The sequence below is a fragment of the Pseudonocardia asaccharolytica DSM 44247 = NBRC 16224 genome, assembly GCF_000423625.1.
In the GTDB taxonomy this organism is placed as follows: Bacteria; Actinomycetota; Actinomycetes; order Mycobacteriales; family Pseudonocardiaceae; genus Pseudonocardia; species Pseudonocardia asaccharolytica.
On record NZ_AUII01000042.1, the window covers coordinates 1 to 26,578 of the forward strand.

Below are 26,578 nucleotides of genomic sequence, written 5' to 3' on the forward strand. Positions count from 1 at the left end.
CCCGCCGCGACGGGCTCGCCGCGGCCCGCGAGGCACGGATCAACTACCGTCGAAACACGAGCAAGGACCACCGATGATCACTACCCGCTCGTGGTCGGGTATTCCATCGCCCGGCTGCTTCATTAACTCGGACACACCTCACCCAGCAAGGCCAGCGGCGACAAGCTGAGCGTCGATAGCGCAGCGTCAACATGCTGCACTCCGCCACCCGAGCACTCGCCGAACGCGGGAACTCGCTGCTCAAAACCACGTTCAAAGCGCGGCGGCGGGTCAGCCCGTGCCCGTGGCGGATCGGCGACATCACCGCCGCCGCGCTCATGCTACTGCACATCGAACACGACAGAACAACATGATCATGCCGCTACTGAGAAACGCTCACTGGCCGAGGCTCTGCAGGCTGAGGTTGAGGCCTAGATCGCCCGGTTCGCCGGCGAGCGCGACGAGGACGGGCACCGGCTGGTGGTGCGCAATGGGCTACCACCGCCCCCGCGAGGTGCTCACCGGCGCGGGCGCGGTGGAGGTAGTCGCGCCGCGGGTCAATGTGCTTCCCCCAAGATCGTGGAGGGTTCTCTATGCCGCTCCCCGGGTGAGGGCGGCGGTCTCGTAGTTGACCGGTGAGAGTCCGGCCGCGGCGCTGTGACGGCGTTGGTGGTTGTAGAACCCGTAGCACCAGTCGATCACCACCGCGCGGGCCTTCGTAGTGCCGTCGAACTCGTGGCGCGACAACACTGATGTTGACCCCGTTTGGCGGACACGAAGATGAGGAAACATCGGGCCCAATGATCTTGTAGAAGGAGATTGTTCGCTGTGCCCAAGCCCTACCCGCCGGAGTTCCGGCGCCGCCCCCCTGGACGGCTGGCGCGGCAAGTCCGTAGGCGTCTCGGTAAGAGTGCGGATCCGCGGACCTCCAGAGTCGGGCAATGCTCGAGCCAGTCAGGAGACCCGTCTAGGAAAGAGAGTTGACCTGCTATGCGCTTCGTCATGATGTCCGAGTGCGGGACCCAGCCTGGGAGCACTCATCACCGTCGCTATTTCGACATGATCGAGGAAGCGGTTTTCGCCGAGGAGATGGGCTTTCACGGCTGGGGCACATCCGAACACCATTTCTTCAACGACATTGCGGTCACGCCGTCGGTCGAGTGCCTCTTCACCGCGGTCGCGCTGAAAACCAGCCGCATCCGGTTGCGGCACATGAGTCGCCTGCTCCCTGTCGTCCACCCGATCCTCGTCGCCGAGCAGCTGGCGACGGTTGACATCTTCTCCAACGGCCGCGTGGAGCTCACCACAGCCAGGGGCAACACCCTGTTGCAGCTGGACGCCTTCGGGGTCTCGCTTGAAGAGACGAAAGGACGTTCCGAAGAGGCGCTTGACCTCATTGTGAATGCCCTGAGCAACGACACATTCACCCACGAGGGCAAGCACTGGGGCTCGATCCCTGAGCGTCGCCTGACCCCAAAGGGGGTTCAGGAGCCGCACCCGCCCCTGTACAAGATCTGCCAGTCAGCGGAGTCTTCCGCGGATGCCCGTCGGCGTGGGCTGGGGATGATCACTTCCGACCTTTATCTCGGGTGGGAGACGCTTGAGGAGTACCTGCGCGCCTACAACGAGGTCGACGAGTCGGAGGTCAACTCGGTCGGTGCTTACGCGGTCAAGTCAGCGGCATCGAGCGTGATGACGACACGGTGTGCGAAGACGAACGACGAGGCACTCGCGCTCGCCGAGAATGATCTGCTAAAGTTTGCGCGGATGATCATCAACGACGTGTACGTGCAGCTCGCTGAGCGGTCGCCCGAACAGTATGGCGGGTTCGTCCGAATCAAGGAGCTCCGTCAGCACGTGGATGACCCCCAGTGGCTGCGCGATAACACCCCCACCATCCTGGTGGGTGACCCCGAGTACATCATCGGGCAAGTCCAGCGCCACAAGGAGGCCGGCGCCGACGAGATCGTCCTGCGTATCGACGGCGGTACTCACGACGAGATCATGCAGACCATCGAGAACCTCGGCCGCTACGTCATCCCCTACTTCTCCAACCCGACCGGTGTCGTGCGCTCGGGTCCCGTCGGGCTGCTTCCGGGTGACCCTCGGCAGAAGACCAGCTACGAGAAGACGATCGAGGAGGGCGCAGCCTGATGGCGTATTCGCGCGAGCAGCTGGCGGAGGTCCACGCAGCGGTCGTGCGAAGCATCGAGCAGAAGGACGCAGCGCTGTTTGCTTCGCTCTACACCCAGGACGGTGCCCTCCTGATGCCGGACGGTCAGGTCGTGCAGGGGAGAACGGCGATTGAGCGAGTGTTCTCCGAGTGGCTCGACCTCGGGTTCGTCCAGCAGGAGGTGGAGGTCGTCGAGTTCACATCCGACAACCTGATCGCCGTTGAGGAAGGGCGGGCCGCCGGCACATTTCGCGATGATGCGGGCGAGACAGTCCATTGCAGCAACTACCTCATCGTCCATCGGCTCGAAGCCGACGGCGTCTGGCGTATGCACCGCGACATTTGGACCTCGATCGGGGGTTCATCCTCACAGGGAGCGAGTTACTGATGCTGTCGTGGCAGGAGTATAGCTCGCGCGACGCAGTCGACCTCGCCAACCTGATCCGGGTCGGCGAGGTCACGGCGGCCGAAATCCACCAGACCGCACTTGAAGCGGCACACGCCATCGAACCTCGGATCGGAGCATTCACCGAAGGACCGTTTGAGTCGGCGCAGCCATCGGACCCGCGGGGCGAGTTCGCTGGTGTCCCTTTCGCCATCAAGGACCTACTGATCACTGCCGCCGGAGTTCCCAGCCACGGAGGGAGCGCAGCACTAGCGGAAGGGGCTGCTCCGGAAGCGGATTCCATTCTCATGAGTCGCTTCCGCGCGGCGGGGCTGAACCTGATCGGGACGACGAAATCCCCCGAGTTCGGGCTCAGTGTCACCACTGACCAAAAGTGGAGAGGGCCTGCCCGCAACCCGTGGGATACGGAGCGGAGCCCGGGCGGTTCCAGCGGCGGCTCGGCAGCTCTCGTGGCCGCAGGGATTGTTCCGGTCGCGCACGCGAACGACGGAGCCGGGTCTATCCGCATCCCGGCTGCACACACCGGCCTCGTCGGGCTCAAGCCGAGCCGAGGGCGGGTGCCGATCGGTCCTGGGCAGCAGGAACTGATGTACGGAAACGTCGTGGAGTTCGTTGTCACGCGGACAGTACGAGACTCTGCACACCTTCTCGATCTCGTGCATGGCAATGCTCCCGGCGAGAAGTATGGGGCGCCCGCCCCAGCCAGGCCCTACCGAGAGGAGGTAGAGGATCCTTCACCGCGACAACTACGTATCGCCGTCACGGCCCAAGGTTGGGACGGGCAGGACATTCCTCCCGACGTGCGTAACGCCATCGAGATCACGGCTGCTGCGCTCGTCGAGCTGGGCCACGTGGTGGAGGAGGTGAAACCTGAGATCGACTGGGAGGGTTTTCTGGCCGCACTCACGACCACCTGGTGTGCTGGAACGGCGGCAGCTGTGGTGCCACTGCTGAGAGCCGGGGTAGACCGAGATCTGTTTGAGGCTACGACGGTCGCGTGTGCTGAGGCAGGCCAGGCCCTGAGCCCGGTGGAGCTCGCTGTCGCGTTTGACAGAAACAACACGGTGAGCAGAATCTTAGGGTCATTCTACCAAAAGTGGGACCTGTGGGTCACACCGACGTCGGTTGGCCCTGCCCCCTCAATTGGGGCTTTTGATGCCGACAATCCGCAGTACACCGCTGCGGAGTGGGTGCGCCGGTGCGTTCTGCCTTATCCGACATGTGCAGTTTCGAACGTCACCGGAGGACCGGCGATCACGCTGCCGCTTGCGCAGTCCAGTGACGGACTTCCGCTGGGTGTGCAGCTGAGTGCAGACATTTACCGCGAGGACATCCTGCTCAGGACGGCGGCGCAACTGGAGCACGCTCTGCCGTGGGCTACGTGTGGTCCAGCTGTCCACGTAACCACCCAGAAGGGCCGACGATGAAGGTCATCATCGGGAGCAATGAGGGCGAGGCCTGTGGTTAGAGGACATCGACGACCTCCGGCGGATGTCCGCATCCAGCAACTTGTCTCCGGCTGAGATCCAATCGGCCTTGGATCAGTTCGAGGTAGGCATCTACGCCGACGACTATTGTTGGCTGAAGGTTTCGGTTCTGCGTGAACTCGGACCCGACGATGAACAATGGCGGCGCGGTTTTGACGAGATGATCGCGTTCGCCGCGGAGCATGGCTGGGTGGCCGACGGCTGGGTTCGAGTTCACTTCGATTCCCAATCTGGCGATCACGGCCACCGATAATCCGCTACTGGGCAAGATGATTAGGACACGCCCAGTGAATCTGACGTCGACGAGACGAGAACGGCGATCTCAGTTCGCCGACGCAGCCCACACTTGGCCAGAATGTTTGACACGTGTGTATCGACAGTTCTGCGCCCGAGAATGAGTTCGCGCGCGATCTGCGGATTGGTCTTGCCCTCGCTCACCAAGATTGCGACCTCCAGTTCGCGTGCGCTGAGGATATCGAGAACACCCTTGTCCGGCTTGTGTGTTTCCGGCTCGTCGCTGGTTGCCACCGGTTGTGGCGAGGATGGTCCCAGCTCATCGAATGCTGCGGCGAGGATTTCCCGCACACCGGCATCGCCGAGGCGTTGCCCGGCAGCTGCGGCCTCATCGCACTCTGCGGACGTGAGGGTGTGTGCCAAGGTGGCCAGCGACGCATCGCGGTGGCCGATGAGCCGGTCGAATCCGAGCAACACCTTTCCTGACAACCTCCAGTAGAGCTCCGTAGCTGCCAGCAGCATTGCCGCGCGCGTCGGATCTTCCTCAGCCATAGACCAAGCCGCCACTTCCGCCACCAGTACTGCGGCGAGATGATCGTCAACCATCAATGCCAACCGAGCAGCGTCCAAGGCCAGCTCTCGCGCAGTTTTGGTCTGGCCCGTGACGTAGTGGCACAGTGCTCTGACCCAAAGCGTGTAGCAGAGGCACCAGCGGTCACCGTGCGCCTGACAGAGTTCCGCGCTCTGCTCGCACAGGCGCAGGGCGATCTGATGTTCTCCGATGAGGCTGCGGATCTCCGCCTGATGCACCAGGAACATTGCCGCAGCGAGGCTGTCGCCGCTGGCCCGTGCGGATACGATCGCCTTGTAATAGCCGGAACCGAACGCGGCGTAGTCGCCGGCGAAGCCATGAAGGGCCGCCAGAAAGGCTTGGGCATAGGCGGCGTTGCGCGTATCGTCCTCGCGGTCAGCCGTCTCCAGGCTCGCGGCGAGACTTCTCTGCGCAGAATCGGTGTCACCCGTGATGAGTTGGATCCACCCCCGGACCCACAGGAATTGTGATGGGAACGGGAGGCTAAAGCGGCCGAGTGCTACTACGGCCTTGTCGCACCACAACCTTCCCTCGTCGATGTGGCCGCAGCCAACCCAGTAAAACCAGAGCGAGGCAATCGCCCGCGCTGCCTGCTCGCAATGGTGTTGATCAGCAAGCGCTGTTTCGAGGGCGGTCCGTATGTTGGCGATCTCTGCCTTGAGGTGGGTGCTGATCGAGTGCTGATCCGGACCGAACCAGTCGGCGCCGGCTTGGTTGGCCAACTCCAGGTAGCAGGTCGAATGACGCACCCGCAGATTTTCGACCGTGGCCGGGTCGGTCGCCGAGTCCTGCAGCATGAGCGCTCCGAACTCCCGGACGGTGTCGAGCATCCGGTACCGGGAAGGCCCATCGGTCTGCACATGATGCAGCACCGAGCGTTGCACCAGAGACTCGACCAGCCGGATGCCCTTCTGGCGACCCAGATCGGCCACCGCGAGCACCGCATCGAGGGAAGCTGACCCACTGAACACGGCCAGGCCCGACCAGAGGCGCTGTTCCTCTGACGAGCACTGATCCCAACTCCATTTCAGCAGGGCACGTAAGCTTTGGTGATGTGGGGGAAGATCGCAGGGTCCCCCGTCGAGAAGATCGAATCGGGCCTGCAGGCCGCTGACGATCTCAGTGATCGACAAGGCACGAGTGCGCAGCGCGGCCAGTTCAATGGCCAACGGGAGACCGTCCAGCCGGCGGCAGAGTTCGACCACCTCAGGCGCGGTGAAGTCGATCGAGGTGTTGCTGTCCAGCGAACGCACGCGATCTCGGAACAAGGTGGCTGCTTCCGACAGGCTGGACCCGGTCGCGCACAGGCCGAGCGGCGGCACATCGTACACCTGTTCGCCGCTGACTCCAAGTGCCGACCGGCTGGTGATCAGTGCGCGCAGGCCGGGGCACCGAAGCAGGAGCTCGGTGATCATCGGACCCACTGCGTGCGCAAGATGGTCGCAGTTATCCAGTTGCAACAGCAGGGCGCGCTGCCCAATCTGTTCCCAGAGTGTCCCTGTGCTCGGCGCCCCAGGCAGCACGTCGCGAATTGCGCTCTCGATCAAGTCTGGGCTAGTCAAAGGACTCAGGTCGACCAGCCACACCCCTGCGTCGAATGCCCGCCTGATATCGGCCGCTACGGCTCGGGCGAGGCGGCTTTTCCCCACGCCCCCGACCCCGATCAGGGTGACCATGCGTGACTGTCGCATGAGGCGCCGGACCTCGCGTACCTCGGTGCCGCGGCCCACGAAGGTAGTGACATCGACGGGCAGGTTTCCGCGCACGTACATCCTCCCTCCATCCTCCCTCGGGAATAAGCGATGGCCCGCGGACATGACGAAGACGGGCGCATCGTACACCACTTCTGGTGATCTCGACCACTCCGGAATCTGGTGATGCGGGATCACGCCGTTCCTGGCCATGCAGATCAATCAGCATCCCAGTCCGTAGTTGCACTGATCTATCCGCGCTGCTCCCCGCGCAAACTTGCGGCAGACGGAGATTCGGCGTTGATCGGAGCGCGAAGTGGACCTTGTCACCGCCCCGTTTAGTGAGCTGCAGTTACGTGCGTTCTTCGGCCGCGTACCGACAGGCGTGCTCGCCCTGGCGGCAGAATCGAAAAGTGAAGCTGTGGTGATGACGGTCTGCTCATTCACCGCGGTGTCGCTTGAACCCCCGCTGCTCGTGGTTTCCATTCGCCAGGAGTCAACCACCTGGCCGTGCCTGAAGCGCGCCGGTCGCATCGGTGGCTCGATCCTGAGCCGTGATCAAGCGGGCCTCGCCCGCCAGTTCTCATCGGGCGAGGCAAGCATGCGGATCGCCGACACACCTGTGACGCGACTCGCCTCGGGTGCGCTGTTGTTCGAGGGAGCTTCCGCGTGGTTCGAGGCAGAGCAGATCGAAGAGTTTCCAGTAGGGGACCACTATCTTGCGGTCCTCGAGATAAATGCAATCGAGCACCAGGTGCAATCGCTGCCACTGGTCTTTCACCGCAGCAACTTCGTGACCGTCGCAGCGAGTTGAAGCCATGATTACGATCGATCTTCGAGGGAAGACCGCCGCCGTCGTGGGTGGAAGATCGGGCATTGGCCTTGCGACCGCCTACCGGCTCGCCGAAGCCGGGGCTCGTGTGGTGACCCTGTCCAGACGAGCAGATGCGCCGAAACTGGAGTGCCCGCCGGGGACGGCGGAGCGCATCATCCACATGCAACTCGACATTACCAACAGCGCGGAGACCGCCAAGGTGTTCGCAGAGCTCGCCAGCTCAAATGGCCTCGACATCGCCGTACACAGCGCTGGCGTGCTCGCTCCCGGATCAGCGCTGGACACCGAGGACGAGCTCTGGCGGCGCCACATGGCAACAAATGCCGACGGTCTCTTCTTCGGAACCCGCGAGTCACTCCGTCACATCCGCGCGGGTGGTCGAGGTGGAAAGGTCGTCATCGTAGGCTCTGTGTCCGGGCAGGTCGGCAATCCCGGGTTCGCGGCGTATTGCGCGTCAAAGGGGCTCCTGGTCAACCTGACTCGGCAGATGGCGCTCGACTATGCCAGCGAGGGAATCAACATCAATTCTATCCTCCCTGGCTTCACCAATACCGAGATGACGTCTATCTACGACTCAGGCACCAAGGAAGCGATCGCTGACACGATTCCCGCGAAAGCATGGGCTACCCCCGAGCAGATCGCGAATGCTGTGCTCTTCCTCTGCTCGCCGCTAGCCGACTATGTCCACGGCGTGAACCTTGCTGTAGACGGCGGATATTTGGCGGGTCGGCCTGCGTAAGGACCACAAGGAGCGATCAATGACTAGTCTTCCCGTCCGCGTGTACACTGATTTCCTCAGCTATGAGCAAGGGCAAATAATTCAAGTTCAGGTCAGTGCCGAGGGCCCTGTGGACATCAGCTTGACCCGGCTGATAAACGCAAGTGTGCAGGACACCTCACTCGACTCCGAGATCCCGTGGATAAACGCCGGGACCTACGACGCATCGATTCAGGAGACGTGTGTCGGCTCGTTCCTCCTCGGTGAGCCGAGCGCAGATGCACCAGCTCAGTCGTCAACGATTTCCTTTGGCGCTTTTGTCTGGTCGGGGAACTTTGCTTCGGCAAGCACGCAGACGCTCGTGGCGCTCGGCGATGGGCCCACGCTGCAACTTGTGGACGGTAGGCCGGCCATCGTCTCGGCAACCAGCTCCGCCCCGGTGGTGATCGGCCCTCGCCTGGAAGACCACCATTGGCATCTTGTGGTAGCGAGCTTGGGTGACGACGCCACGATCACCGTCGCACCGGTCGACGGCCTGCGCGGAGCGGCCGGCTACGTAACGGCACCGTGGCCGGGCACAACCATCCAGCTCACCGGCGCGGTGACCGTAGGAGCGCGCAACGCTCGGCGCATCACACAGTGTGAGAATGGAGTGATCGGCCTCGCTGAAGACCATTTCAACGGCAAGGTCGAAGACCCGTTCGTGACCACGGCGGTGATCGGCCAAGCAGAGGCCGAGGCCATCGCCCGGGGAGAGGTCCAGATAGGCGACCTCCAGGTCGTCGCCGGGTGGGATCTCTCCTTCCGTCATGGCTCCGATCCCGTTGTCGCGGCCGCCGTCGCTGTTGGGCAGCCTGATGGCATGCTCGTGAACGGCCCCGCGCGCGGGGTGACAGGACGGCGCTTCAGTGGACGCCATCTCGACTTCAACTATGCTCCGTCTGAGTATGCGGCCGCGCACTTCCATGCCACGGATCTACTCGATGCCGGATGGGAGACCGCGCTTTCCGCCCCGCTGCCCGACCCACTGCCCAGTGGCGTCTACGGCATCGTGGTCAGCAACGCGCTGGGCTCGGATACGGTACCGATCACAGTGGTCCCCAAGGAGACCGATCCTCGAAACAAGGTCCTGGTCGTCCTGCCCACCTTCACCTATCTGGCGTATGCCAACGAGGCGCTCTTCAACGGCCTAGACACCAGCGCGATGACGGACAAAGAAGTCACCGTCGAGCGCGAGGATGAGGCCCATGTCGGCGACCCATCGTTCGGGCTCTCGCAATACGACACGCATCCCGACGGAAGCGGCGTGATCACCTCGTCGGCGCGGCGACAAATCGTGAACATGCGACGTGGCTATCGCATGTGGCTGGTCGACGCTGGACGCGGATTCTCCTCGGACATGTACCTGATCGAGTGGCTCGCGCGGCGTGGGATCGATGCCGACGTGGTCACCGACTACGAAATCCACAACCGCGGCCCCGGCTACCTCGCGTCCTATGCCGCCATCATCTCCGGCTCACACCCCGAGTACACCTCCGAGGAGATGCTCGACACGCTCACTGAGTACCGAGACAACGGTGGTGGGTTGCTGTACCTCGGCGGGAACGGCTGGTACTGGGTCACCGGTGTCTTCAGCACCGCACCGCTCGTCGTCGAGATCCGGCGAGGTCATGCTGGAATCCGATGCTGGGAATCGTTGCCCGGAGAGGTGACGCTGATGTCCACCGGCCGCCCCGGCGGACTGTGGCGCCACCGAGGTCGAGCCCCGCAAAAACTATGCGGCGTCGGCTTCGCGGCACAGGGCTGGGGAAGCTCGGCGCCGTACTACCGATCGGAAGCTGCCGCAGCCCCGGAGTGGGAGTGGGTCTTCGACGGTGTCGAGGTGGACCCGATCGGTGACTATGGCGAGGTGATGGGCGGTGCGGCAGGAGATGAGATCGACCGCGCGGACCGGGCCCTGGGCACACCGCCGCACGCGGTGGTCCTGGCGTCATCGCGGGGGCACTCCAACTTCTACCAGCGCGTCATCGAAGAGATCCCCATGAATCTGCCCGAGCACGGCGGTGGCGAGCAAGACCCCGAGGTGCACGCGGACATCGTGTATTTCAGGACGCCCGGCGGTGGAGAGGTCTTCTCAACCGGGTCCATCGCATGGTCGGGCGCGCTATTGCACAACAAGACCGAGAACGGTGTGTCCAGAATGACGGAGAACGTCATTCGCGCGTTTATGGCCAGACGGCGCACGTAGGCGAATCAGACATTAGGTGATCTCAGCAAAAAATGCGTAGGTAGCGATGCTCGAATTGGGTGAGCACGAGTGCAGCTTTGACGATGTCGGTGATTCGGCCGGAGCCAGCGGTGATGTGCTGGAGCGCTCTCCAGCGTCCGACCAACAGGGCGAAGCCGCGTTTGCCGCGGGCGCGGGCGCCGCGCAGCAGCGCGTTGTCGGTCTGGTTGTCGGCGCCGAGGGCCTGCCCGTCGCCGGGTTGCCTGATCGGGGTGTGGACACCCCGACCGGCGCCCTCGTAGCCGCCTCGGCCAGGGTGGGCAGGCGCAGCCGGGACACGGCCCAGTCCAGGGCGCCGAGCACGCTGCCGTTGCGGGCGGCGGTGAGGTCGTGGGTGTGGCCCTCGGTGACCGCGGAGGTCCAGATCGGCAGGCCATCCGGGCGCACGACGGCCTGGACGGTGCCGCCGACCCCCGCCGTCGTGTCCGCTGTCGTGGCGCGGATGTGGGCGCCGCACAGGGTCTTGCCGTCCGGGGCCGGCACCCGCCGCCGGCCCCGGTCCGGGACGCCCTCCGGGCCGGTCGGGGGTCCAGGTGCCCGCGCGTCCAGGTGCGCAACGCGGCATCCAGCGCCGCCGGGTTGATCGCCAGCAGCGCCCGCCGCAGCGTGGACTCGTGCGGCGTCACCGCGCGGTCGGCCAACCCGAGTCCGGTCAGGAACTCGGCGCCCACGTCGGCTGCGTACCCGCCGATCGCCGCGAACGCGCGGGCCCCGGGCCGGCACCGCACACGCCGCCACGACCGGTACCGCGAGCAGGCCGCGGCGCACACCGCGCGCCCTACGCGGGTCCGGAAACCGTCGCCGGCGCGGCGACCAGCGACAACGCGCGGTCGGGCGGGACGGCGGCCGGGGTCATCCGGTCGGGATCGACCTCCGCCTGATCCCGAGCGGCAACGATCGGCAAGACTGGCAGTGCGGGCACGGGCCTCCTGACGTGATCCAGGACCTCGACACCCTGATGATCACGCTGGGGCCCGTGCCCGTCCTCGTCCTCACACTCGCGTGTCGCCGCACGTCAATGCCCGTTCATCGCGACTTTGCCGCCACCCTGGGCGAGGACCCACACGCCGACGATCAACCGCGACATGATGAATAACTACGGCATACAGCCCGCGATTCCGTACCCGAGTCGGTAGTTGCACTGATCCATCACCGTTGAACCCCGGCCAGAGTGGTGAGCATACGATTTGACCCGATGGGGCAGGAGTGCAATGAACCGATTCAATACGCCGTCCAAGAGCTCCGAAGGGAGACGGGGCTATCCATCGACGATCTCGACCATTTGACGGCATGGTCGACACTGCAGCTGGCTGACGCCTGTGGTGGGAAGACTTGGACGGTACACATTCGTAGCATCAACCCACCAGTTCCGGCTGACGCTGAACTGGGAGCCCGACGCGTACCGCTGGGTTCGACCCGCGCAGGTGCCGAGGCTTGGCCGCCAGGCCCAATGGCTGGCGGCGATGTCCTGGTGGCCAGCGGTCGCTCACGATCACTTCTGTTAGGGCGAGGTGCCATGGTGAACCACTCGGTCTGCGGGCCGCTGGATGTCGACCGTCAACGTGACGTGCTCTCCGCCGCTACGAGCGAGCTGGCGCGCGGCGGTGTGGCCGTTATCGTCAGCGACGGCCAGCCCGACGGCTTCGGCTACCTGATCATGGCTGCCGAGTTCGCAGACTGGCGGCGGATCTCGTTCTTCGTGCGGCACACGTCCGGGTTCCTGTGCGTAGCCATGCCGTCGGATCGAGCGGATAGCCTGGCATTGCCCCCCATGGTCCCGACAGGGAGAGAGCGCTCCGGACCGGAATTCGCCGTTGCCGTGGACGCCAGTGACGGGATCACCAGCGGGATCTCGGCCCGCGATCGCGCCAGGACTGTGCGCCTGCTCGCTGAGTCGACCACCATGGCTGATGATCTTTGCCGTCCGGGACATGTCATGCCGATTCGGATTCACCCCGACGGTGTGCGAGGTCATGCGCAGGTACCCGAGGCGGCCGTCGATCTATGTCGGCTTGCCGGAGTCGCTCCAGTGGCCGTTGTGTGTGAGCTCGTCGCCGAGGACGGCTCTCTGCTGAAATCACCGAGCCTCGTGGAGTTCGCTCACAAGTACCGCTTGCCGGTTGTCACGGTGCGGCAGCTGGTCACCTTCCGAAACCATTGGGAGTGCTCGGTGGAGGCCGTGGCGGCAAGCCAGCTCCCGACTGCTTTTGGCGACTTCACCATCCATGCCTACCGGAGCGACGACGGCGTTGAGCACCTTGTGTTTGTGATGGGCAACCTCGAACAGGCGACTACTCCCCTCGTCCGGGTGCACAGTCAGTGTGCCCTTGGGGATGTGCTGGCGTCGCTCCGTTGCGATTGCTGCACACAGCTCACCGATTCGCTACGTATGATTGCCGAGGCCCACGCTGGCCTCCTGGTCTACCTTCGTGGCCACGAGGGTCGCGGAACCGGTCTCGCTTCGAAGATCGCTGCTTACCGTTTACACGACAAGGGCTACGAGACCGTCGACGCCAAGATCGCGCTGAGCACGCCGGACGACGGCAGACACTACGCCGATGCCGCGCTGATCCTCCGCGACCTCGGCGTGGCGCGGATTCGCCTGCTGACAAACAACCCGGACAAGTGCCGCGCCATGACGGAGGCTGGGATCGAGGTGGCCGAGCGGGTATCCCTACTGCCCATCGCGATCACCGAGGACGGCGTCAGCCAGCTCAGCGCGAAGACCTCGCGAATTGATCACCTCATCACGCTCTTAGCAATGTTGCCTGACTCGAGCGGCCGTCCGACTCACCTGACCAGTACGAAGAACAGCGTGGAGAGGGTTCGTCCGCCATGACGGCGGTTGAAGTAGGGAACTCCAAGACGGCGCAAACAGTCGACTGAATCCTGGATGACGCACCAGCAGGCGCCCCTCGTTCAGAGTGGCTACCAGATTGGGGACAACAATGAGAACCGGTCGCACGCTGTCGCGCGATGAGTGGAGCGTCCAAAGGCCTCAGGGGTTCTTGGCCAAGGCACCGCTCAGCAGCGCCATCCGGGTAAGTGACCTCATTGTCACCTCCGGACAGATCGGCATCGACGAGACCGGAGCCGTCGTGTCCGGTGGCATCGGAGAACAGACACGAGTCTGTCTCGAGAGCATCGAGACACTTCTCGCATCAAGCGGCGCATCCCTGGCGGATGTCGTGCAGACACGGGTTTTCCTCACCGACTTCAGCGGGTACGATGACTTCAATCGTGTCTATCGAGAGTTTTTCTCGGACCCGTTCCCGACTCGCTCGACTATCGGCGTTTATCAGCTCGCCCTCGGAGCGGAGATAGAGATCGAAGTGGTCGCGATCCGACGGCGTGCGACTAACCCCCAAGGAGAACTAGATGACTGAAACTTTCGTGCTGCCGGACGCGTCCGCTCTTTCCGAATCCCAGCTCCGCGAAACACTGCCACCTCTCGAGTGGGACTACGACACCGCCCTGTCCGACAGGGAGAACTACCTCACGCCGGTGCTGAAGACGTTTCAAGCGACGACAAATCCCATCCTGTTCAAGAGCGGATTGGGGCAGTACCTTTTTGACAGCGACGGGAACCGCTATATCGACACCGTGGCGATGAACCAGGCCATCAGTGCAGGTTACCGCAGTCCCTACGTGATGGCAGCGGTGCGGGAGCAGCTCGAGGATATGCAGCACTGCTCCACAATGTGGATGCATCCTGGGCCCGCCTCACTCGCGAAAGCGCTCGTCTCCAAGATGCCACCCGGTGACTGGGTGGTTCACTTTATGAGTAGCGGGACCGAAGCAGTCGACCTCGCTCTCATAATGGCGCGCAACTACACGCAGCGGCACACCATTGTAAGTCTTCGCTCGGCCTACCACGGAGCGGTCGGAGCCACAGCCAATGCGACGACGTCGATCGCCCGCTTCCATCAGAAGATCCCAAGCGTGTCGGGAATCGTTCATGTTACTAATCCTGACCAATACCGGGGGATCCATGGTCCCGGGGTCGAACCCTATCTCGCAGAGTTTCGGTCAAGCATTGCGGCGTCCACAAACGGTGAGATCGCCGCTTATATCTTCGAGCCCATCCAGGGTTACGGCGGCGTCATCCCGTTGCCGTCCGAGTATGTTCAGAAGACGAGCACTCTCGCGCGCGAGCTCGGCGGAGTCGTGATCGCGGATGAAGTGCAGACCGCCGTCGGCCGCACCGGGGCGCACTTCTTCGGGTTCACGGAGCACGACATCGTCCCCGACATGGTAGTGATGGCAAAGGGCATCGGCAACGGCTTCCCGCTGTCGGCCGTGATCGCCCGTCGCGACATCGCGGAGGCGATGACCAGCCGAACGTTTATGAGCACCATGGGGTCGAATCCCACCTGCTGCGCGGCCGGCCGCGGTGTCATCGCCGCACTCGACCACGGCGGCCTGCAGGAGAACGCCAAGATTGTCGGCGCCCAGGCGTTGGTGATGTTCAAAGAACTCCAGAGCCGATACGAGGTCATCGGCGACGTGCGCGGCAGAGGCCTGATGATCGGCATGGAGCTGGTGAAGGATCGGGACACGAAGGAGCCGGCGACCGAGCTCGTGGCCGCGCTCGCCGACGAGATCAGCGACTCTGTGATCATCACCAAGGCCGGGGCTCACGCCAATGTGGTGCGACTCGTCCCGCCGCTATGCCTTACCGCGCAGGACGCGGCGGACGTGGTCGACCGCCTGGACTCGGCGCTTCGTCGGCTGCTTAAGCACGAATATCCGAAGGATTAGATTGACTTTGAACGTCGGGACCTTCTTGACCAAGGCCGCTCGAGCGCATCCCACACGGGCTGCGGTTGACGACGGCGCCACCAAGCATGACTACGCCGAACTCGACTCACAGGCCGCTGCGTTTGCGGATGGCCTCAGGCGCCGGGGATACAAGTGCGGCGACCGCGTGGCCATCTTCATGCCGAATAGGGCTGAGTATTTCTCAACCTTATTCGGCTTGTTCAAGGGTGGCTTCGTGGCCGTTCCCGTGAACGCCAAGCTCCACTCGTCCGAACTCGACTTCATCCTCAAGGACTCTGGCTCGCGGGCGATCGTCTTCGCTGAGGAGTCGAGCAGCGTTGTCGACATGGCCCTCGCCTCGTCGCCGCACGTCGAGCGGATCGGCGTCGGCCAGGACGGTCCGAGTTCCTTCACCGGTATCGTCGAGAGTGGCCGGCCGACCGGCTTCATGGACGAAGTGGTAGATCCGAATGACGTGGCATGGCTCTTCTACACCTCGGGCACCACGGGCCGTCCGAAGGGAGCGATGCTCTCGCATCGAAATCTCTGCGCGAGCACGATGAACGCCCTGGCCGACATGTGCGACTTCCAGCCCGAGGACGTCGCCCTCCATGTGGCTCCGTTGTCTCATGGGTCCGGGTTATATACCCTCCCGTCGATCGCGCGCGGTTCGAGGAACCACGTCTACGCAGGTAAGTCCTTTGACGCCCACGACGTTCTCACGACGATCGACCGGGAGCAGGTAACGATTATCGCCTTCCTCGCGCCTACCATGATCCACATGCTCGTCGAGGCTGTCCCGGAGCGCCGCACCTCGTCGCTCCGGCGGATCGTCTACGGAGGCGCCCCGATAGATCCGCGCCTCGCACAGGAAGCCATCGATCGGTTCGGGCCCATCTTTGTCCAGCTCTACGGCCAGGGTGAGGCGCCAATGACGATCACGTACCTGCGCCCGCAGGACCATCATGGGAAGGCATTGTCGTCGGTAGGAATCGTCCGCACCGATGTCGAAGCCCGCTTGGTCGACGAGTCCGGGTCGCCAGTCCCGGATGGCGTTGAAGGCGAAGTCTGCGTCCGCGGCGATGTGGTCATGCAGGGCTACTGGAACAACAGCGATGCCAGCGCTAAAGCGCTCCGTGGAGGCTGGCTGTACACCGGCGATGTCGGGCGCTTCGAGAAGGGCCGCTTGTATCTGTTGTCACGGAAGAACGATGTGATCATCTCGGGTGGCAGTAACGTCTACCCGAGAGAGGTTGAAGAGGTGCTGCTCCTTCATCCTGCGGTCAAGGAAGCCTGTGTCTTCGGCGAGCCAGATCCGAAGTGGGGCGAGTCAGTTTCAGCGGCTGTCGTGGTCTCGTCCGCTGTGGCTCCCAATGAACTGATGGAGTGGTGTCGAGACAACATCGCAAGCTTCAAGAAGCCGCAGCGCATCGAATTCCTCGACTCGCTTCCGAAGAACGCGTACGGCAAGGTGCTCCGCGGCCAGGTGAGGAAGGAATTGACGACGTCCTGAACTGCCCTGTCGAATTCAGTCGCGCTCGGAGCGCCTCGTCGATCCGTAGACCCGCCCGATCAACTCGACATCATGTCGAGACAGCGCCTGGATCGATCTCATGTTGGACTGCCCCGAGGCACTGAGGTGATCTCAGCAAGTAGCGCGTAGTGGGGCGTGTTCGATGTGGGTGGGAACGAGCGCGGCGTGGACGAGGGTGCCGATTCTGCTCGGGCTGGCGGTGATCCGTTGAAGGGCTCGCCAACGGCCGATGAGGAGCGCGAAGCCGCATTCGCCACCGGCGCGGGTGGCCCGGTGCAGCGCGTTGTAGGCCTGGTTGTCCGGAGCCAGGACCTGCCCGCCGCCGGGCTGCTTGATCGGCACTTTGACGCCCGGCCTGCGCCCTCGTAGCCGGCGGCGGCGAGGGTGGGCAGCCCGAGCCGGGATGCGGCCCAGTTCAGCGCGCCGAGGACACCGGCATCCCGAGCGACGGCGAGGTCGTGGCAGCGGCCGGGTGCGCGTCGGAGACCCAGACCGACACTCCGTCCGGTCGCAGGATGGCCTGCACGTTGCCGCCCGAAGGCGTGGTGCTTGCCGGAGTGCCAGGAGTGGATCGGCTTGCGCTTGGTGTTGACGGTGGTCTCGGCGCACCGCCCGGAGTGGACTACCTTCCCGTCGAGCACCATGTGCGACCAGCCCTGCGCGGCCACCTCCCGCCGCGCCTCGTGCAGGTCGGGGGCCTGCGCGGCCAGCACCTGCACGACCGCGTCCCGGTCGCGGTAGGCGGTCGCGCGTGACGCCCCGAACCCGGCGCCGATGATCTCGATCTCGCCCTTGGTGCGGAACCACGCCAGCACCAGCAGCGCCTGGTACCAGCAGGTCAACGCCCGGGATCCGGTCCGTGTGCCGCGAGCATGCCGCTCGGCGCGCAGCAGCTTCGCCACCTCGCGGACGAGTTCACGGGGGACGCCGAGCACGGCACGATACGTGATCACGTGGGGTCCACCGCGGGTTGGATCTTGTGGTGAGAACTCCCTATCGAGGGCCCCACGCCCACGCCAGCACCGTCCGGCTCGCCCGAAGTGCCCCTGTCGCGTCGGACCACGCTCAACTTCTTGCTGAGATCACCTCATCGTGCGCTGGCCGGGTTGGAGGCCCTCTGCGGTCTGTGTTGGCTGCTCGTCGTTAACCTGGAGGTCCTGGCCGGATCTATGACAACGAGCAGGAGCGCGCGAACGTGGCCCCCCGCGGTACCTACCGACAGATCGCCGATGATCTGCGTCGGCGCATCCGGCGGGGGGGAGCTGCGGCCGGGGGAGTTGGTTCCGTCTGAGCTTGTCGTTTAACCCCCGAGGCCCTTGGATGACACTGCTGTGATTAGGGGTTGCATGAGGCGGCCACCGCGTGATCCTTCGGAGTGACGAGCTTCGAGGAAGCGGCGGTGGCCGTGATGGACAGTCTTCACCTGGTCGGCGGGGTTGAGAAGAGCCCGGCCGCGGAGGCCGCGGACCGGTTGCGCCGGTTCCGCGGCGAGTTGTACGGGTGCTTCGGTCGGCGGCGCGATGAGCTGTTCGAGTTGGCCGACGCGGTGCTGTGCGCCGACGGTCCGGTGCGCTCGCTGGTCGGGCTGTGCCTGGTCCCGGAGCATCGCCGCGGGCACGGGGCGCTGTATGACGCGCTCAATCACGGCCGGGTGCAGATCGAGCGGCTGCGCCAGGTGGTGGCGGCCCTGCCGGTGCCGCGGATGTTCGGTGGTCGGATCGTGTTGGCCGTCGATGCCACGCCGTGGCTGCGCCCGGACGCCCCGACCTGCCCGCAGCGGCTGTTCTGCCACGTCTACGGCCGCGGCCGGGCCCGCGGCGCCGACCAGCAGATCCCCGGCTGGCCCTACCAGCTGGTGGTCGCCCTGGAGAGCGGGCCGACCAGCTGGACCGCGGCGCTGGACGCGCGGCAGCTGCACCCGGCCGATGACGCCACCGCGGTCACCGCCGACCAGCTGCGGGGGGTCGTTGGCCGGCTGCGGGCGGCCGGGCACTGGCGCCCCGGCGATCCGCCGATCATGGTGGTCCTGGACTCCGGCTACGACGTGCACCGGCTGGCGTTCGTCCTGGCCGACCTGCCGATCCAGCTGATCGGGCGGATCCGTGCGGACCGGGTGCTGCTCGCCCCGGCGCCACCGCGCCCGCTCGGCCGGCCGGGACCGCTCGGCCGGCCCCGCCGACACGGGCCGGCGATGGCCCTGGCCGACCCCGGCAGCTGGCCGGCGCCGAGCACGCGCTCGATCACCGACACCACCCGCTACGGGCGGACCGAGGCCACCGGCTGGGCTCGGATGCACCCGCGGCTGGAACACCGCGGCGCCTGGGCCGCCCACCCCGGGCGGTTGCCGATCGTCGACGGCACGCTGATCCGCCTGGCCGTGGAGCACCTGCCCGGCCAACGCGAGGCCAGACCGGTCTGGCTGTGGTCCTCGCACACCGCCGCCGACACCGACGACGACCCCGACCAGTTGACCGCCGAGGTCATCCGCTGCTGGCAGGCCTACCTGCGCCGCTTCGACGAAGAGCACATGATCCGGCTCTGGAAGCAAACCCTGGGCTGGACCGCCCCGAAGATCCGCTCACCCGAAGCCGCCGACCGCTGGACCTGGCTGATCATCGCCGCGCACACCCGGCTGCGGCTGGCCCGACCCCTCGCGGCCGATCTGCGTCGGCCCTGGGAGAGACCGCTGCCGCCGGAGCGGCTGACCCCCGCCCGGGTCCGCCGAGGATTTCGCCACCTGCGACAGAAGACCACCCAGCCGGCCAGCGCGCCGAAACCCTCCCGCCCCGGACCCGGACGCCCGCCCGGCGCCAAGAACCGGCACCGCGCCGCCCGCTATGCCGTCGGCAAGAGCGTCAAACCAAACGCCACCGACAGCAACGACACACAGATCAGCGGTTAAACGACAAGCTGAGTCGGCGTTGGTCGAGCAGCTGGGGGTCTCGCGGGGGACGGTGCGGTCGGCGCTGGCGCTGCTGGTCGACGAGAGGCTGATCGAGGTGGTGCCGGGCCAGGGACGCAAGGTGGTCGGCCCGCTGGCGGACGTCACGCCGGCCACTGCCTACGAGCGCATCGCGCTGGAGTTGAAGGCGCGACTCGAGGCGGGCGAGTTCGGGGCCGGGGAGCCGCTGCCCAGCGAGGCCGAGCTGGTCGCCCAGTACGGCGTCTCGCGCAACACCGCCCGCCGCGCCTACCGCCACCTGGTCGAGGCGGGTCTAGTGGTGGTCCGGCACGGCGCGGGCGCCTACCCGGCGCCGCGCCCGGCGGGCTCGCCCGCCGGGCGCGGCGCTGCGCTCCGCGTCGCTGCGCGACGGCCTTGGCGGGCCGCCCGTGACCGCGAGCCTCGCCGGCCGTGCCGGGTCGCCTTGCGGCGGCGGGGGAACAGCGCCCCGCCACCCCAGGGACGGGCCGTCAGGCCCACCAACACACCGGAGGCCACCATGAACCCGACCACCGCGCCCGACACCTTCTCCGCCGCGCAGCGGCCGGCCCGCACGATCCCCTCGGCGGCGGCGGTGCTCGCCGTCGTGGTCCGGGTGGCCAGCATCGTGCCGGGTGCGGCTGGACCTGGCCCACGTGGGTACCCCCGAGCAGCAGCTCGGGCTGAGCCTGGGCACCGTGCTGGTCTACCTGCGCTCCGCGCTGACCGCCCGGGCGATCGCCGACGGCTGGCGCGACGCCGCGGTCCTGGCGCAGGCGCTGTCCCCGGCAGTGACCGGGCGCCGCCCCCTGGTGGTGGGGCCGTCGACGGTCTCGGCGCTGGTCCGCCTGGCCGGCGTGCCGCAGGTGATCGCCGCCGCCGAGCCCGGTCGGGCGGCCACCGCGACCCGCCCGGCGGTCGCGCCCATGGTGCGGCTGCGGGTGGGACCGGTGACCTGGGAGGTCTGCGACGCGACCGCGTATTCCTGTCTGCTGCGGGCCTGGCGGCAGGCGGCCCGGTTGCTGGGCGACCACCCCACCGGGGACGAGGACTGACGGCCGGTCAGCCCGGGTTGTGGACAACTCGGCGCGGCCACCGACGCGGCCGCGCCGAGTGCGTCACCATCCCCGGATGCACACCACATGGCGGCTCGGGGTGCTGCCGGGCGGGGTCGAGAACGTGGTGGTGCTCGCTGGCGGGCACCAGGCCACCGACGCCGGCGCGCTGGCCGCCGCCGCGGACGCCCTGCACACCGCCGCGGCCAGGCTCGGCCGCCGGGAGTACCGGGTCACCGTCGGGGACACCGAGATCATCGTCATTCCCGGCCTGACCGAGGACGGCGCGCTCGACCTGACCGACCTCGGCGACGCGCTCGAGGCGGTCTGGCCTGCCGCCGGGGACGGCGGACACGACCGGTATTGATCTCGTGACCCCGAGGTCTCCTCCGGGGGCTGTCCGGGGACGCGCCCCACGCCCGGGCGCGCCGTCGCCGCGTCGGCGGGGGTGGTGTGTTGTCGGTGCCGGGTGCCATCCTCCACCCCACGGGTGTGATCTTGAGCGGTAGGGAGGGGCCGGTGGAGGACGCCGCGACTCGCGATCAACCGGTCGAGATCGTCGTCTCCGACGAGCCCGGTGCGGGCCCGGCGCTGCGGGTGGACGGCCGCGCGGTGGCGGTGCCGGCCGGGCAGGACCCGGAGGCGGTCGGGCTCGCGGCGGTCGCGGTGGCGGCGCGCCGGCACGGGCACCCGATCCCCGCGGTCCTGATCGCCGACCGCGGAAGCCTCCGGTGGCGGCTGCTGGTCCACCCCGACGGGGCCACCATCGACGACGACACCCCCACCCTCGCCCCCGCCGGCCCCCGGCCGCGCCCGCGCGGGCGCCTGGTCGTGGCGGGCATCGCGCTGCTGGTGCTGGCCGGCGGGGTCGCGCTCGCGGTGCGCCCCACCCCCGCCGCGGCGCCCGAGACTGGGGTGGCCTCCGGTCCGGCGAGCCTCGCGCCGGTGTCCCCGCCCGGGTCTCCGGAGATCCTCGGCCCTCCCCCCGCGCCGCCGCCAACTCCTCCGGGCGGGGCGGTGATCCCGCCGTCGTCCGCGCCGCCCACGTCCCATCCGGGACGCCGGACTCGGCGCGGGCGCCGGCCCGCGGCGGCGCCAGCGCCGCAACGCCCGCGGCGGCGCCACCGGCCGCGAAGCCGCCGCAGGGAACGGCCGCGGCGGCGACCTCCGTGGCCCCGGTCGGGCCGCACCGTCGTCCTCCGCGACGGCCGCCGGCCTGTGCCTGACCGCCGGTGACAGCGCCGCGGTGTGGGCCGCGGCCTGCACCCGTTCGCCCGGCCAGACCTGGACCTATGCCGCCGGCGAGCTGCGCGAGGGGTCCCGCTGCCTCACGGTCAGTGCCGGGGTCGGGATCACCGACTGCGCCGCGGCCGCGGCCGGCGCGCGCACCTGGCACGCGTCCTCCCGGGCCACCGTCCACCCGGCCACCGGCCTGTGCCTGGAGCGGACCGGCCCGGCCACCGTGCGCGGGCCACCCAGTGCGGCACCGGCCACCCCCTGACCATGGTCTGAGTCCTGGCCGCGGCCGTCGCCGAGACTCGGTCGCGGAACGCACCCGCGATGGTGCTCAGGACTGTCGGTGCCTGGACGCACACTGACCGTCATGGACGGTCGGCGGGTGGACGGCGAAGGTTGGGTGGATCTGGCCCGGAACGTGCCGGAATCGGCATCACGCACGAGGCCGCCCGTCGTCGTCGGGCCGAGGGCGCGGGGGCGGACCGGTCGTGGCGGGTCGGCGCCGACGGGGAGGCCGTGATCGGGGACCTCCTCACGGGGTTGGCCCGGCCGTCGTGGTGGAGCCGGCTGTGGCGGCGCCCGCCGGCATGGCGGGCGTTGCACTCGATCCCGCTGGTCGACGCGCGGGGCCGCCCGCGGGGAGACATCGATCATGTGGTGATCGGGCCACCCGGGGTGGTTACGATCAACACCAAGCACCACCGGGCCGGGCGCCTGGTCCTGGACGGCGACGAGCTGGTGGTGAACGGGCGGCGCACCGCCTACCTCGGCCAGGCCCGCCGGGAGGCCGAGCGCGCCGCCGGGCTGCTGGGGTGCGCGCTCGCGGCCGCGGGTGAGCCGGGGTTGGCCGCGGCGCTGGTGGTGCGCCCGCTGATCGCGGTGGTCGGCGCCACGGTGGTGGTCAACCGGCGGGCGCCGGGGGCGACGGTGGTGCCGCCGCACCGGCTGATCCCCGCCCTGACCTTGATGCCCGCGCGTCTGACCCGGCGGGAGGTGGCCGCGGTGTTCGAAGTGGCGCGCCGCTCCACCAGCTGGGCACCTCCGACCTGAACGGGTGTGGAGGGCGGCCAGGCTCGGCACCGGGGACGCCGTCGGTAGTGATCGTGCTTGGTGCAGCCCCGAGGCAACCGTAGGAAGGTACGCCGGCTGCCCGGTGGTCGGTCGCTCGGCGCCTCCCTGGGCATGAAGTCGCTGGGTGTCGCTCTCGTGGTGGCGGCATCCCGACTCCCGACGAGCTGTGAACCGCCCCGGGTCTGATGGAGGCTCCACCCTTGAGTGGAGGATGTAGATCATGGCTCGGAGGTCGAAGTTCTCGCGTGAGGTGCGGGAACGCGCGGTCGCGCTGGTGTTTGAGCAGGTCGGGCAGTACGGGTCGCAGTGGGAGGCGATCTGCTCGATAGCGGCGAAGGTGGGCGTGTCGTCGGAGACGCTGCGCAAGTGGGTGCGCCAGGCCGAGGTAGATGCCGGGTCGCGGCCGGGCCCGACGAGTGAGGAATCGGCGGAGCTGAAGAAGTTACGCCGGGAAGTCGCGGAGCTGCGGCGAGCGAACGAGATTCTGCAGGCGGCGTCGGCTTTCTTCGCGAGGGAGCTCGACCCTCGACTGCCACGCTCGTAGCGTTCATCACGGAACATAAGGACCGGTTCGGAGTCGAGCCGATCTGCGCCGTGCTGACCGATTTTGGTGTACAGATCGCTCCGTCGACCTACTATGCCGTGCGGGCCCGACCACCGTCGCCGCGGGCGGTCCGTGACGAGGAGTTGAAGAAAGAGATCGTGCGCGTGTTCAAGGACAACTATTCGGTGTACGGGGCGAAGAAGGGGTGGTGGGCGTCGAACCGGGAAGGGATCCGGGTCGGCCGCTGCCGGGTCGAGCGGCTCATGCGTGCGCTGGGCCTGGCCGGCGCGGTACGCGGGAAGACGATCCGGACCACGGTGCCCGACCCGGACGCCGAGAAGGCTCCGGACCGGGTGCAACGCCAGTTCACGGCCGGTGCGCCGAACCGGCCGTGGGTGGCCGACTTCACCCACGTGTCGACCTGGGCGGGCACCGTGTACGTAGCGTTCGCGATCGACGTGTTCTCCCGCAGAATCGTCGGCTGGTCAGCCAGCATGTCGAAGGAAACCGACCTCGTGCTGGACGCGATCGACATGGGTCTACGCATGCGACGCTACCGGAAACCGGTCGACGCCGACAAGCTGGTGCATCATTCTGACGCCGACAGTCAGTATACGTCGTTCCGATTCACCCAGCACCTCATCGACGCCGGTATTGACGCCTCGATCGGCACCGTCGGCGATGCCCTGGACAACGCCCTCGCCGAATCAACGATCGGCCTGTTCAAGACCGAGTTGATTAAGCCGCAGGGTCCGTGGCACAGTCTTCGTGAAGTCGACGTCGCCACCGCGGCGTGGGTTGATTGGTACAACAATCGGCGACTTCATGGGTCCTGCGGGGCAGGCCACCGGTCGAGTGCGAGGCCCTGTACGAGTTGGGCGACCTGGTCAGCCTGGTCGCCTGACCCCAACAAGGAGTCTCTACCGAACCCGGGGCGGTTCACTGACGGCTACAGGTCGAGGCGAGACCGCCATCCAGAGTCGAGGAGGAGTTCGGTTGCCCCGTACTCGGCCCCGACCTCGTCCTCGTCGAGGTCGGCGAGGTAGACGGTGACAAAGGATTCGTCATCCATGTCGAGGCCCAGCATCCACTCGACGCGCACGACGGGAACCGGCTCCCAGTTCGGGTTGGCCCAGACTTCTTCCCCGACACGTGGAATCCCGGGGAGGGCGACCTCGCGGATGAGCTCGAGTTCCAGCCGCTGGGACTCGGCGACCTCGGTTGCGTACTGATCGGCGAGTTGGGTGTTGCCGCGTTCGCGGTGGATCGCTGCGAGCGCTTCCGGGAGCATGTTCCGTACGGTGACCCGGAACTGGACGATGTGGGTGCCAGGTGCGTGTTGCTCGTCGGACACACCTCGATCCTGCCCGACGCGTCGAGTGAGGTCTCGGTGCCGACTCGGCGCAGAGCAGATGATGCGTCACGTGGAGTCATTCGTGGTGCGAAACCGCGGTGGCTCGTGTGGACTCGGTCGCACCACGAGGTCCGGATCGTCGTCATAGTTGCAGGTAGAGGTCCTGCGCAAGGCGCAGGTGCCCCCTTTTAATCCGCGGGTTCGGGGTTCGCTCCCCCGGGGGCCCACTCTTGACCTGCAAAAAGTCTTCGACAGGTCGATGATCTTCAACTTCGGTCACTCTGGTCGCCTGTATCTCGGACCACGATTGATCCCACGGGCTGGCGGGGGCGAACTGGGGTCGGCGGATATTGTCCACGTTGTTGGTCGGCGCGCTGGTTCGGGGACTGCTTGGACGTGATCGGCGAGTCTGCCGGGGTCGTTGCGAGCGTGGCCGTCGCGGTTGCGGAGCTCGGTCGCGCTCGCCCGGCGCCTGGCGGGCGGTACATGCGGGTGCGCCGTGGGCTGTACCGGCTGCGGCACTTTCCGACCAGCGAGCACGAGCACGTGGTGGCGGCCTGGCTGCCGCTGAGAGACACCCATGCTGTCGTCTCCCATGAGAGTGCGCTGGAACTGCACGGGCTGTCCGACGTGATCCCGGCGGCGGTGCACCTGTCGATTCCCCGAGCCCAGCGGGGTCAACGGGCCCGGCCCGGTGTTCGGCTGCATACCCTTGAACGGCCGCCGGGTCCGTCTGAGGTTCAGACGGTGTACGGCCTGCCGACCACCACGCCGGCACGCAGCATCCTGGACTCCCTGCAGGCGGGCGCCCAACCGGAGCAGGTGGAGCTGGCCACTCAGCAGGCGCTGCAGCGGGGTTTGATCACGCCTCGGCGGCTTCGGGTAGCAGCGGAGCAGCGGTCGGATCGTGTTCGCCGGTTCGTGGAGCAGATCTTGAGCGGAGCCGAGATCTGAGGTACCCGGACGCCGCGTCGTTCCAGCGGGCTCTCGGGGATCGGCTCAAGGAGCGGGTGGCAAGGGGCGGGGCTCGGCTGGCTCGTGACCGCAACACAGGTTGAGATGCTGGGGTTTCGGGGTGGTCCGTCGTGCGGACGTCGGCGGTCGGGTGTGTGCATGCTCACGGCATGAGGTATCCGGATTTCCGGTGGCCTGTCGCTCGAGGCCCGCGCCAAGCAACGCCTGGAGGCCGGCCGCGACGAGCGGTGGGAGGGCCGCGCCGGCCTCCGCGGGGCCGGGCGGGTCGCGGTGCCGGCTGGATGAGGGCAGCTGACCAGGCGGGAGGCGGAGCTGGCCGCTGGTCCGGCCGGGCACGGCTGGGTCGAGGACCAGCGCTGGACCCTGGCCCGGGTCGCGGCGCGGGCGTGTCACGCGAACGGTGTAAGCCGCGGGTGGACCAAGATCGGCTGCTGTGATCGACACAGCGGCCGGGAAGGACACCCACGTGAGCAAGGACCAATCCGTTCCGGACACCGAGGCCGCGGCGGCCCGCCGGCTCGCCGAGGCGCTGGACGCGTCGGCGATCGACGCGCTGCTGGCCGATGCGAAGGCCGCGGGCACCCCGATCGACGGCGCCGACGGGCTGCTCAACCTGATGACCAAGGCGGTGCTCGAACGCGCCCTGCAGGCGGAGATGACCCACCACCTGGGCTACGAGCGCGACGACCCGGCCGGACGCGGCAGCGGCAATTCCCGTAATGGCAG

At 66.9% G+C, this 26,578-nt stretch carries 25 protein-coding genes, 4 pseudogenes and 1 other annotated feature; of the genes and pseudogenes, 23 read left to right on the forward strand and 6 right to left on the reverse strand.

The window, feature by feature from the left end:
* Positions 1-182: 182 nt before the first annotated feature.
* Positions 183-353 (forward strand): annotated as a pseudogene (locus G567_RS34555) (IS5/IS1182 family transposase); the annotation flags it as partial.
* Positions 354-369: 16 nt separating this feature from the next.
* Positions 370-541: pseudogene (locus tag G567_RS34560) on the forward strand (IS256 family transposase); the annotation flags it as partial.
* Between the two features lie 29 nt (positions 542-570).
* Here the strand turns inward: G567_RS34560 and G567_RS34565 are convergent.
* The gene (locus G567_RS34565; RefSeq protein ID WP_211224043.1) at positions 571-729 is read right to left on the reverse strand and encodes an IS3 family transposase; all 159 of its coding nucleotides are present in this window, start codon (positions 727-729) and stop codon (positions 571-573) included.
* Between the two features lie 252 nt (positions 730-981).
* Here G567_RS34565 and G567_RS30950 point away from each other — a divergent pair, with 252 nt between their 5' ends.
* The 4 genes from G567_RS30950 (at position 982) to G567_RS0123375 (ending at position 4,298) form a co-directional block, all read left to right on the forward strand.
* On the forward strand, positions 982-2,133 hold the full coding sequence (locus G567_RS30950) for an LLM class flavin-dependent oxidoreductase (protein ID WP_261763871.1): 1,152 nt from the start codon (positions 982-984) through the stop codon (positions 2,131-2,133).
* On the forward strand, positions 2,133-2,540 hold the full coding sequence (locus tag G567_RS0123370) for a YybH family protein (protein WP_028931848.1): 408 nt from the start codon (positions 2,133-2,135) through the stop codon (positions 2,538-2,540). The genes G567_RS30950 and G567_RS0123370 overlap by 1 nt, the downstream gene beginning before the upstream one ends.
* Positions 2,540-3,985, forward strand: a complete 1,446-nt coding sequence (locus tag G567_RS33615; protein WP_084796395.1) for an amidase — start codon at positions 2,540-2,542, stop codon at positions 3,983-3,985. The genes G567_RS0123370 and G567_RS33615 overlap by 1 nt, the downstream gene beginning before the upstream one ends.
* 64 nt (positions 3,986-4,049) lie before the next feature.
* Positions 4,050-4,298 (forward strand): hypothetical protein, encoded by a 249-nt coding sequence (locus G567_RS0123375; protein ID WP_028931849.1) that lies wholly within the window; start codon positions 4,050-4,052, stop codon positions 4,296-4,298.
* Between the two features lie 20 nt (positions 4,299-4,318).
* Here the strand turns inward: G567_RS0123375 and G567_RS0123380 are convergent, their stop codons facing one another.
* The gene (locus G567_RS0123380; protein ID WP_161631745.1) at positions 4,319-6,760 is read right to left on the reverse strand and encodes a LuxR C-terminal-related transcriptional regulator; all 2,442 of its coding nucleotides are present in this window, start codon (positions 6,758-6,760) and stop codon (positions 4,319-4,321) included.
* A 118-nt stretch (positions 6,761-6,878) separates the two neighbouring features.
* On the opposite strand from G567_RS0123380, the gene G567_RS30955 reads away from it, so the two are divergent.
* Genes G567_RS30955 through G567_RS30960 form a run of 3 tightly spaced genes read left to right on the forward strand, consistent with a single transcriptional unit; the run spans position 6,879 to position 10,363 of the window.
* The gene (locus G567_RS30955; protein WP_051233475.1) at positions 6,879-7,376 is read left to right on the forward strand and encodes a flavin reductase family protein; all 498 of its coding nucleotides are present in this window, start codon (positions 6,879-6,881) and stop codon (positions 7,374-7,376) included.
* Positions 7,377-7,380: 4 nt separating this feature from the next.
* Positions 7,381-8,136, forward strand: a complete 756-nt coding sequence (locus G567_RS0123390; RefSeq protein ID WP_028931851.1) for an SDR family NAD(P)-dependent oxidoreductase — start codon at positions 7,381-7,383, stop codon at positions 8,134-8,136.
* A 19-nt stretch (positions 8,137-8,155) separates the two neighbouring features.
* The gene (locus G567_RS30960) at positions 8,156-10,363 is read left to right on the forward strand and encodes a N,N-dimethylformamidase beta subunit family domain-containing protein (protein WP_147201250.1); all 2,208 of its coding nucleotides are present in this window, start codon (positions 8,156-8,158) and stop codon (positions 10,361-10,363) included.
* A 12-nt stretch (positions 10,364-10,375) separates the two neighbouring features.
* Here G567_RS30960 and G567_RS34570 read toward each other — a convergent pair whose 3' ends face one another.
* Positions 10,376-10,885, reverse strand: a complete 510-nt coding sequence (locus G567_RS34570; protein ID WP_147201249.1) for a hypothetical protein — start codon at positions 10,883-10,885, stop codon at positions 10,376-10,378.
* A gap of 1,033 nt (positions 10,886-11,918) precedes the next feature.
* Here G567_RS34570 and ribA point away from each other — a divergent pair.
* The 4 genes from ribA to G567_RS0123430 all read left to right on the forward strand — a co-directional run bounded on the left by ribA (position 11,919) and on the right by G567_RS0123430 (position 16,676).
* On the forward strand, positions 11,919-13,241 hold the full coding sequence (gene ribA / locus G567_RS30965) for a GTP cyclohydrolase II RibA (RefSeq protein WP_084796397.1): 1,323 nt from the start codon (positions 11,919-11,921) through the stop codon (positions 13,239-13,241).
* Between the two features lie 169 nt (positions 13,242-13,410).
* Positions 13,411-13,788, forward strand: coding sequence for a RidA family protein (locus tag G567_RS30970; protein WP_037057957.1), 378 nt, complete (start codon positions 13,411-13,413; stop codon positions 13,786-13,788).
* Positions 13,781-15,163 (forward strand): aspartate aminotransferase family protein, encoded by a 1,383-nt coding sequence (locus G567_RS0123425; protein ID WP_051233477.1) that lies wholly within the window; start codon positions 13,781-13,783, stop codon positions 15,161-15,163. The genes G567_RS30970 and G567_RS0123425 overlap by 8 nt, the downstream gene beginning before the upstream one ends.
* Before the next feature lie 7 nt (positions 15,164-15,170).
* Positions 15,171-16,676, forward strand: coding sequence for a class I adenylate-forming enzyme family protein (locus G567_RS0123430; RefSeq protein WP_028931854.1), 1,506 nt, complete (start codon positions 15,171-15,173; stop codon positions 16,674-16,676).
* A gap of 98 nt (positions 16,677-16,774) precedes the next feature.
* Here G567_RS0123430 and G567_RS33620 read toward each other — a convergent pair whose 3' ends face one another.
* The gene (locus G567_RS33620; RefSeq protein ID WP_211224044.1) at positions 16,775-17,650 is read right to left on the reverse strand and encodes a hypothetical protein; all 876 of its coding nucleotides are present in this window, start codon (positions 17,648-17,650) and stop codon (positions 16,775-16,777) included.
* A gap of 455 nt (positions 17,651-18,105) precedes the next feature.
* Here G567_RS33620 and G567_RS0123440 point away from each other — a divergent pair, with 455 nt between their 5' ends.
* On the forward strand, positions 18,106-19,599 hold the full coding sequence (locus G567_RS0123440; protein WP_037057958.1) for an NF041680 family putative transposase: 1,494 nt from the start codon (positions 18,106-18,108) through the stop codon (positions 19,597-19,599).
* A pseudogene (locus G567_RS37295) lies at positions 19,535-19,885 on the forward strand (GntR family transcriptional regulator); the annotation flags it as partial. The gene G567_RS0123440 and the pseudogene G567_RS37295, both read left to right, overlap by 65 nt.
* A 56-nt stretch (positions 19,886-19,941) precedes the next feature.
* On the opposite strand, the gene G567_RS0123450 reads toward G567_RS37295, so the two are convergent.
* Positions 19,942-20,244 carry a hypothetical protein gene (locus G567_RS0123450; RefSeq protein WP_028931857.1) on the reverse strand — a complete coding sequence of 101 codons (303 nt, stop codon included), beginning with the start codon at positions 20,242-20,244 and terminating at the stop codon, positions 19,942-19,944.
* Between the two features lie 8 nt (positions 20,245-20,252).
* Between G567_RS0123450 and G567_RS0123455 the strand changes: the two genes are divergently transcribed.
* From G567_RS0123455 to G567_RS33635, 6 genes and pseudogenes are all read left to right on the forward strand, one after another.
* Positions 20,253-20,672 (forward strand): hypothetical protein, encoded by a 420-nt coding sequence (locus G567_RS0123455; protein WP_028931858.1) that lies wholly within the window; start codon positions 20,253-20,255, stop codon positions 20,670-20,672.
* A gap of 76 nt (positions 20,673-20,748) precedes the next feature.
* Complete coding sequence (locus G567_RS0123460) at positions 20,749-21,039, forward strand: hypothetical protein (protein WP_028931859.1); 291 nt, start codon at positions 20,749-20,751, stop codon at positions 21,037-21,039.
* A 131-nt stretch (positions 21,040-21,170) separates the two neighbouring features.
* Complete coding sequence (locus G567_RS34965) at positions 21,171-21,908, forward strand: hypothetical protein (protein ID WP_161631746.1); 738 nt, start codon at positions 21,171-21,173, stop codon at positions 21,906-21,908.
* Between the two features lie 10 nt (positions 21,909-21,918).
* Entirely contained in the window at positions 21,919-22,173 is a 255-nt protein-coding gene (locus G567_RS34970; RefSeq protein ID WP_028931861.1) for a ricin-type beta-trefoil lectin domain protein, read from the forward strand.
* Positions 22,174-22,424: 251 nt separating this feature from the next.
* Positions 22,425-22,958 carry a nuclease-related domain-containing protein gene (locus tag G567_RS30980; RefSeq protein WP_161631747.1) on the forward strand — a complete coding sequence of 178 codons (534 nt, stop codon included), beginning with the start codon at positions 22,425-22,427 and terminating at the stop codon, positions 22,956-22,958.
* Between the two features lie 241 nt (positions 22,959-23,199).
* Positions 23,200-24,427: pseudogene (locus G567_RS33635) on the forward strand (IS3 family transposase).
* Positions 23,478-23,606: a sequence feature (AL1L pseudoknot), on the forward strand. It overlaps the preceding pseudogene by 129 nt.
* Positions 24,428-24,472: 45 nt before the next feature.
* Here G567_RS33635 and G567_RS0123495 read toward each other — a convergent pair.
* The gene (locus G567_RS0123495; RefSeq protein ID WP_028931864.1) at positions 24,473-24,877 is read right to left on the reverse strand and encodes a hypothetical protein; all 405 of its coding nucleotides are present in this window, start codon (positions 24,875-24,877) and stop codon (positions 24,473-24,475) included.
* A 549-nt stretch (positions 24,878-25,426) separates the two neighbouring features.
* On the opposite strand from G567_RS0123495, the gene G567_RS30985 reads away from it, so the two are divergent.
* Both G567_RS30985 and G567_RS0123505 read left to right on the forward strand, forming a co-directional pair.
* Positions 25,427-25,831: a type IV toxin-antitoxin system AbiEi family antitoxin domain-containing protein gene (locus tag G567_RS30985; RefSeq protein WP_147201247.1), complete on the forward strand. Its 405-nt coding sequence runs from the start codon at positions 25,427-25,429 to the stop codon at positions 25,829-25,831.
* A gap of 550 nt (positions 25,832-26,381) precedes the next feature.
* Positions 26,382-26,578 (forward strand): transposase (locus G567_RS0123505; RefSeq protein WP_425414269.1); only part of this gene is annotated, 197 nt, incomplete at its 3' end.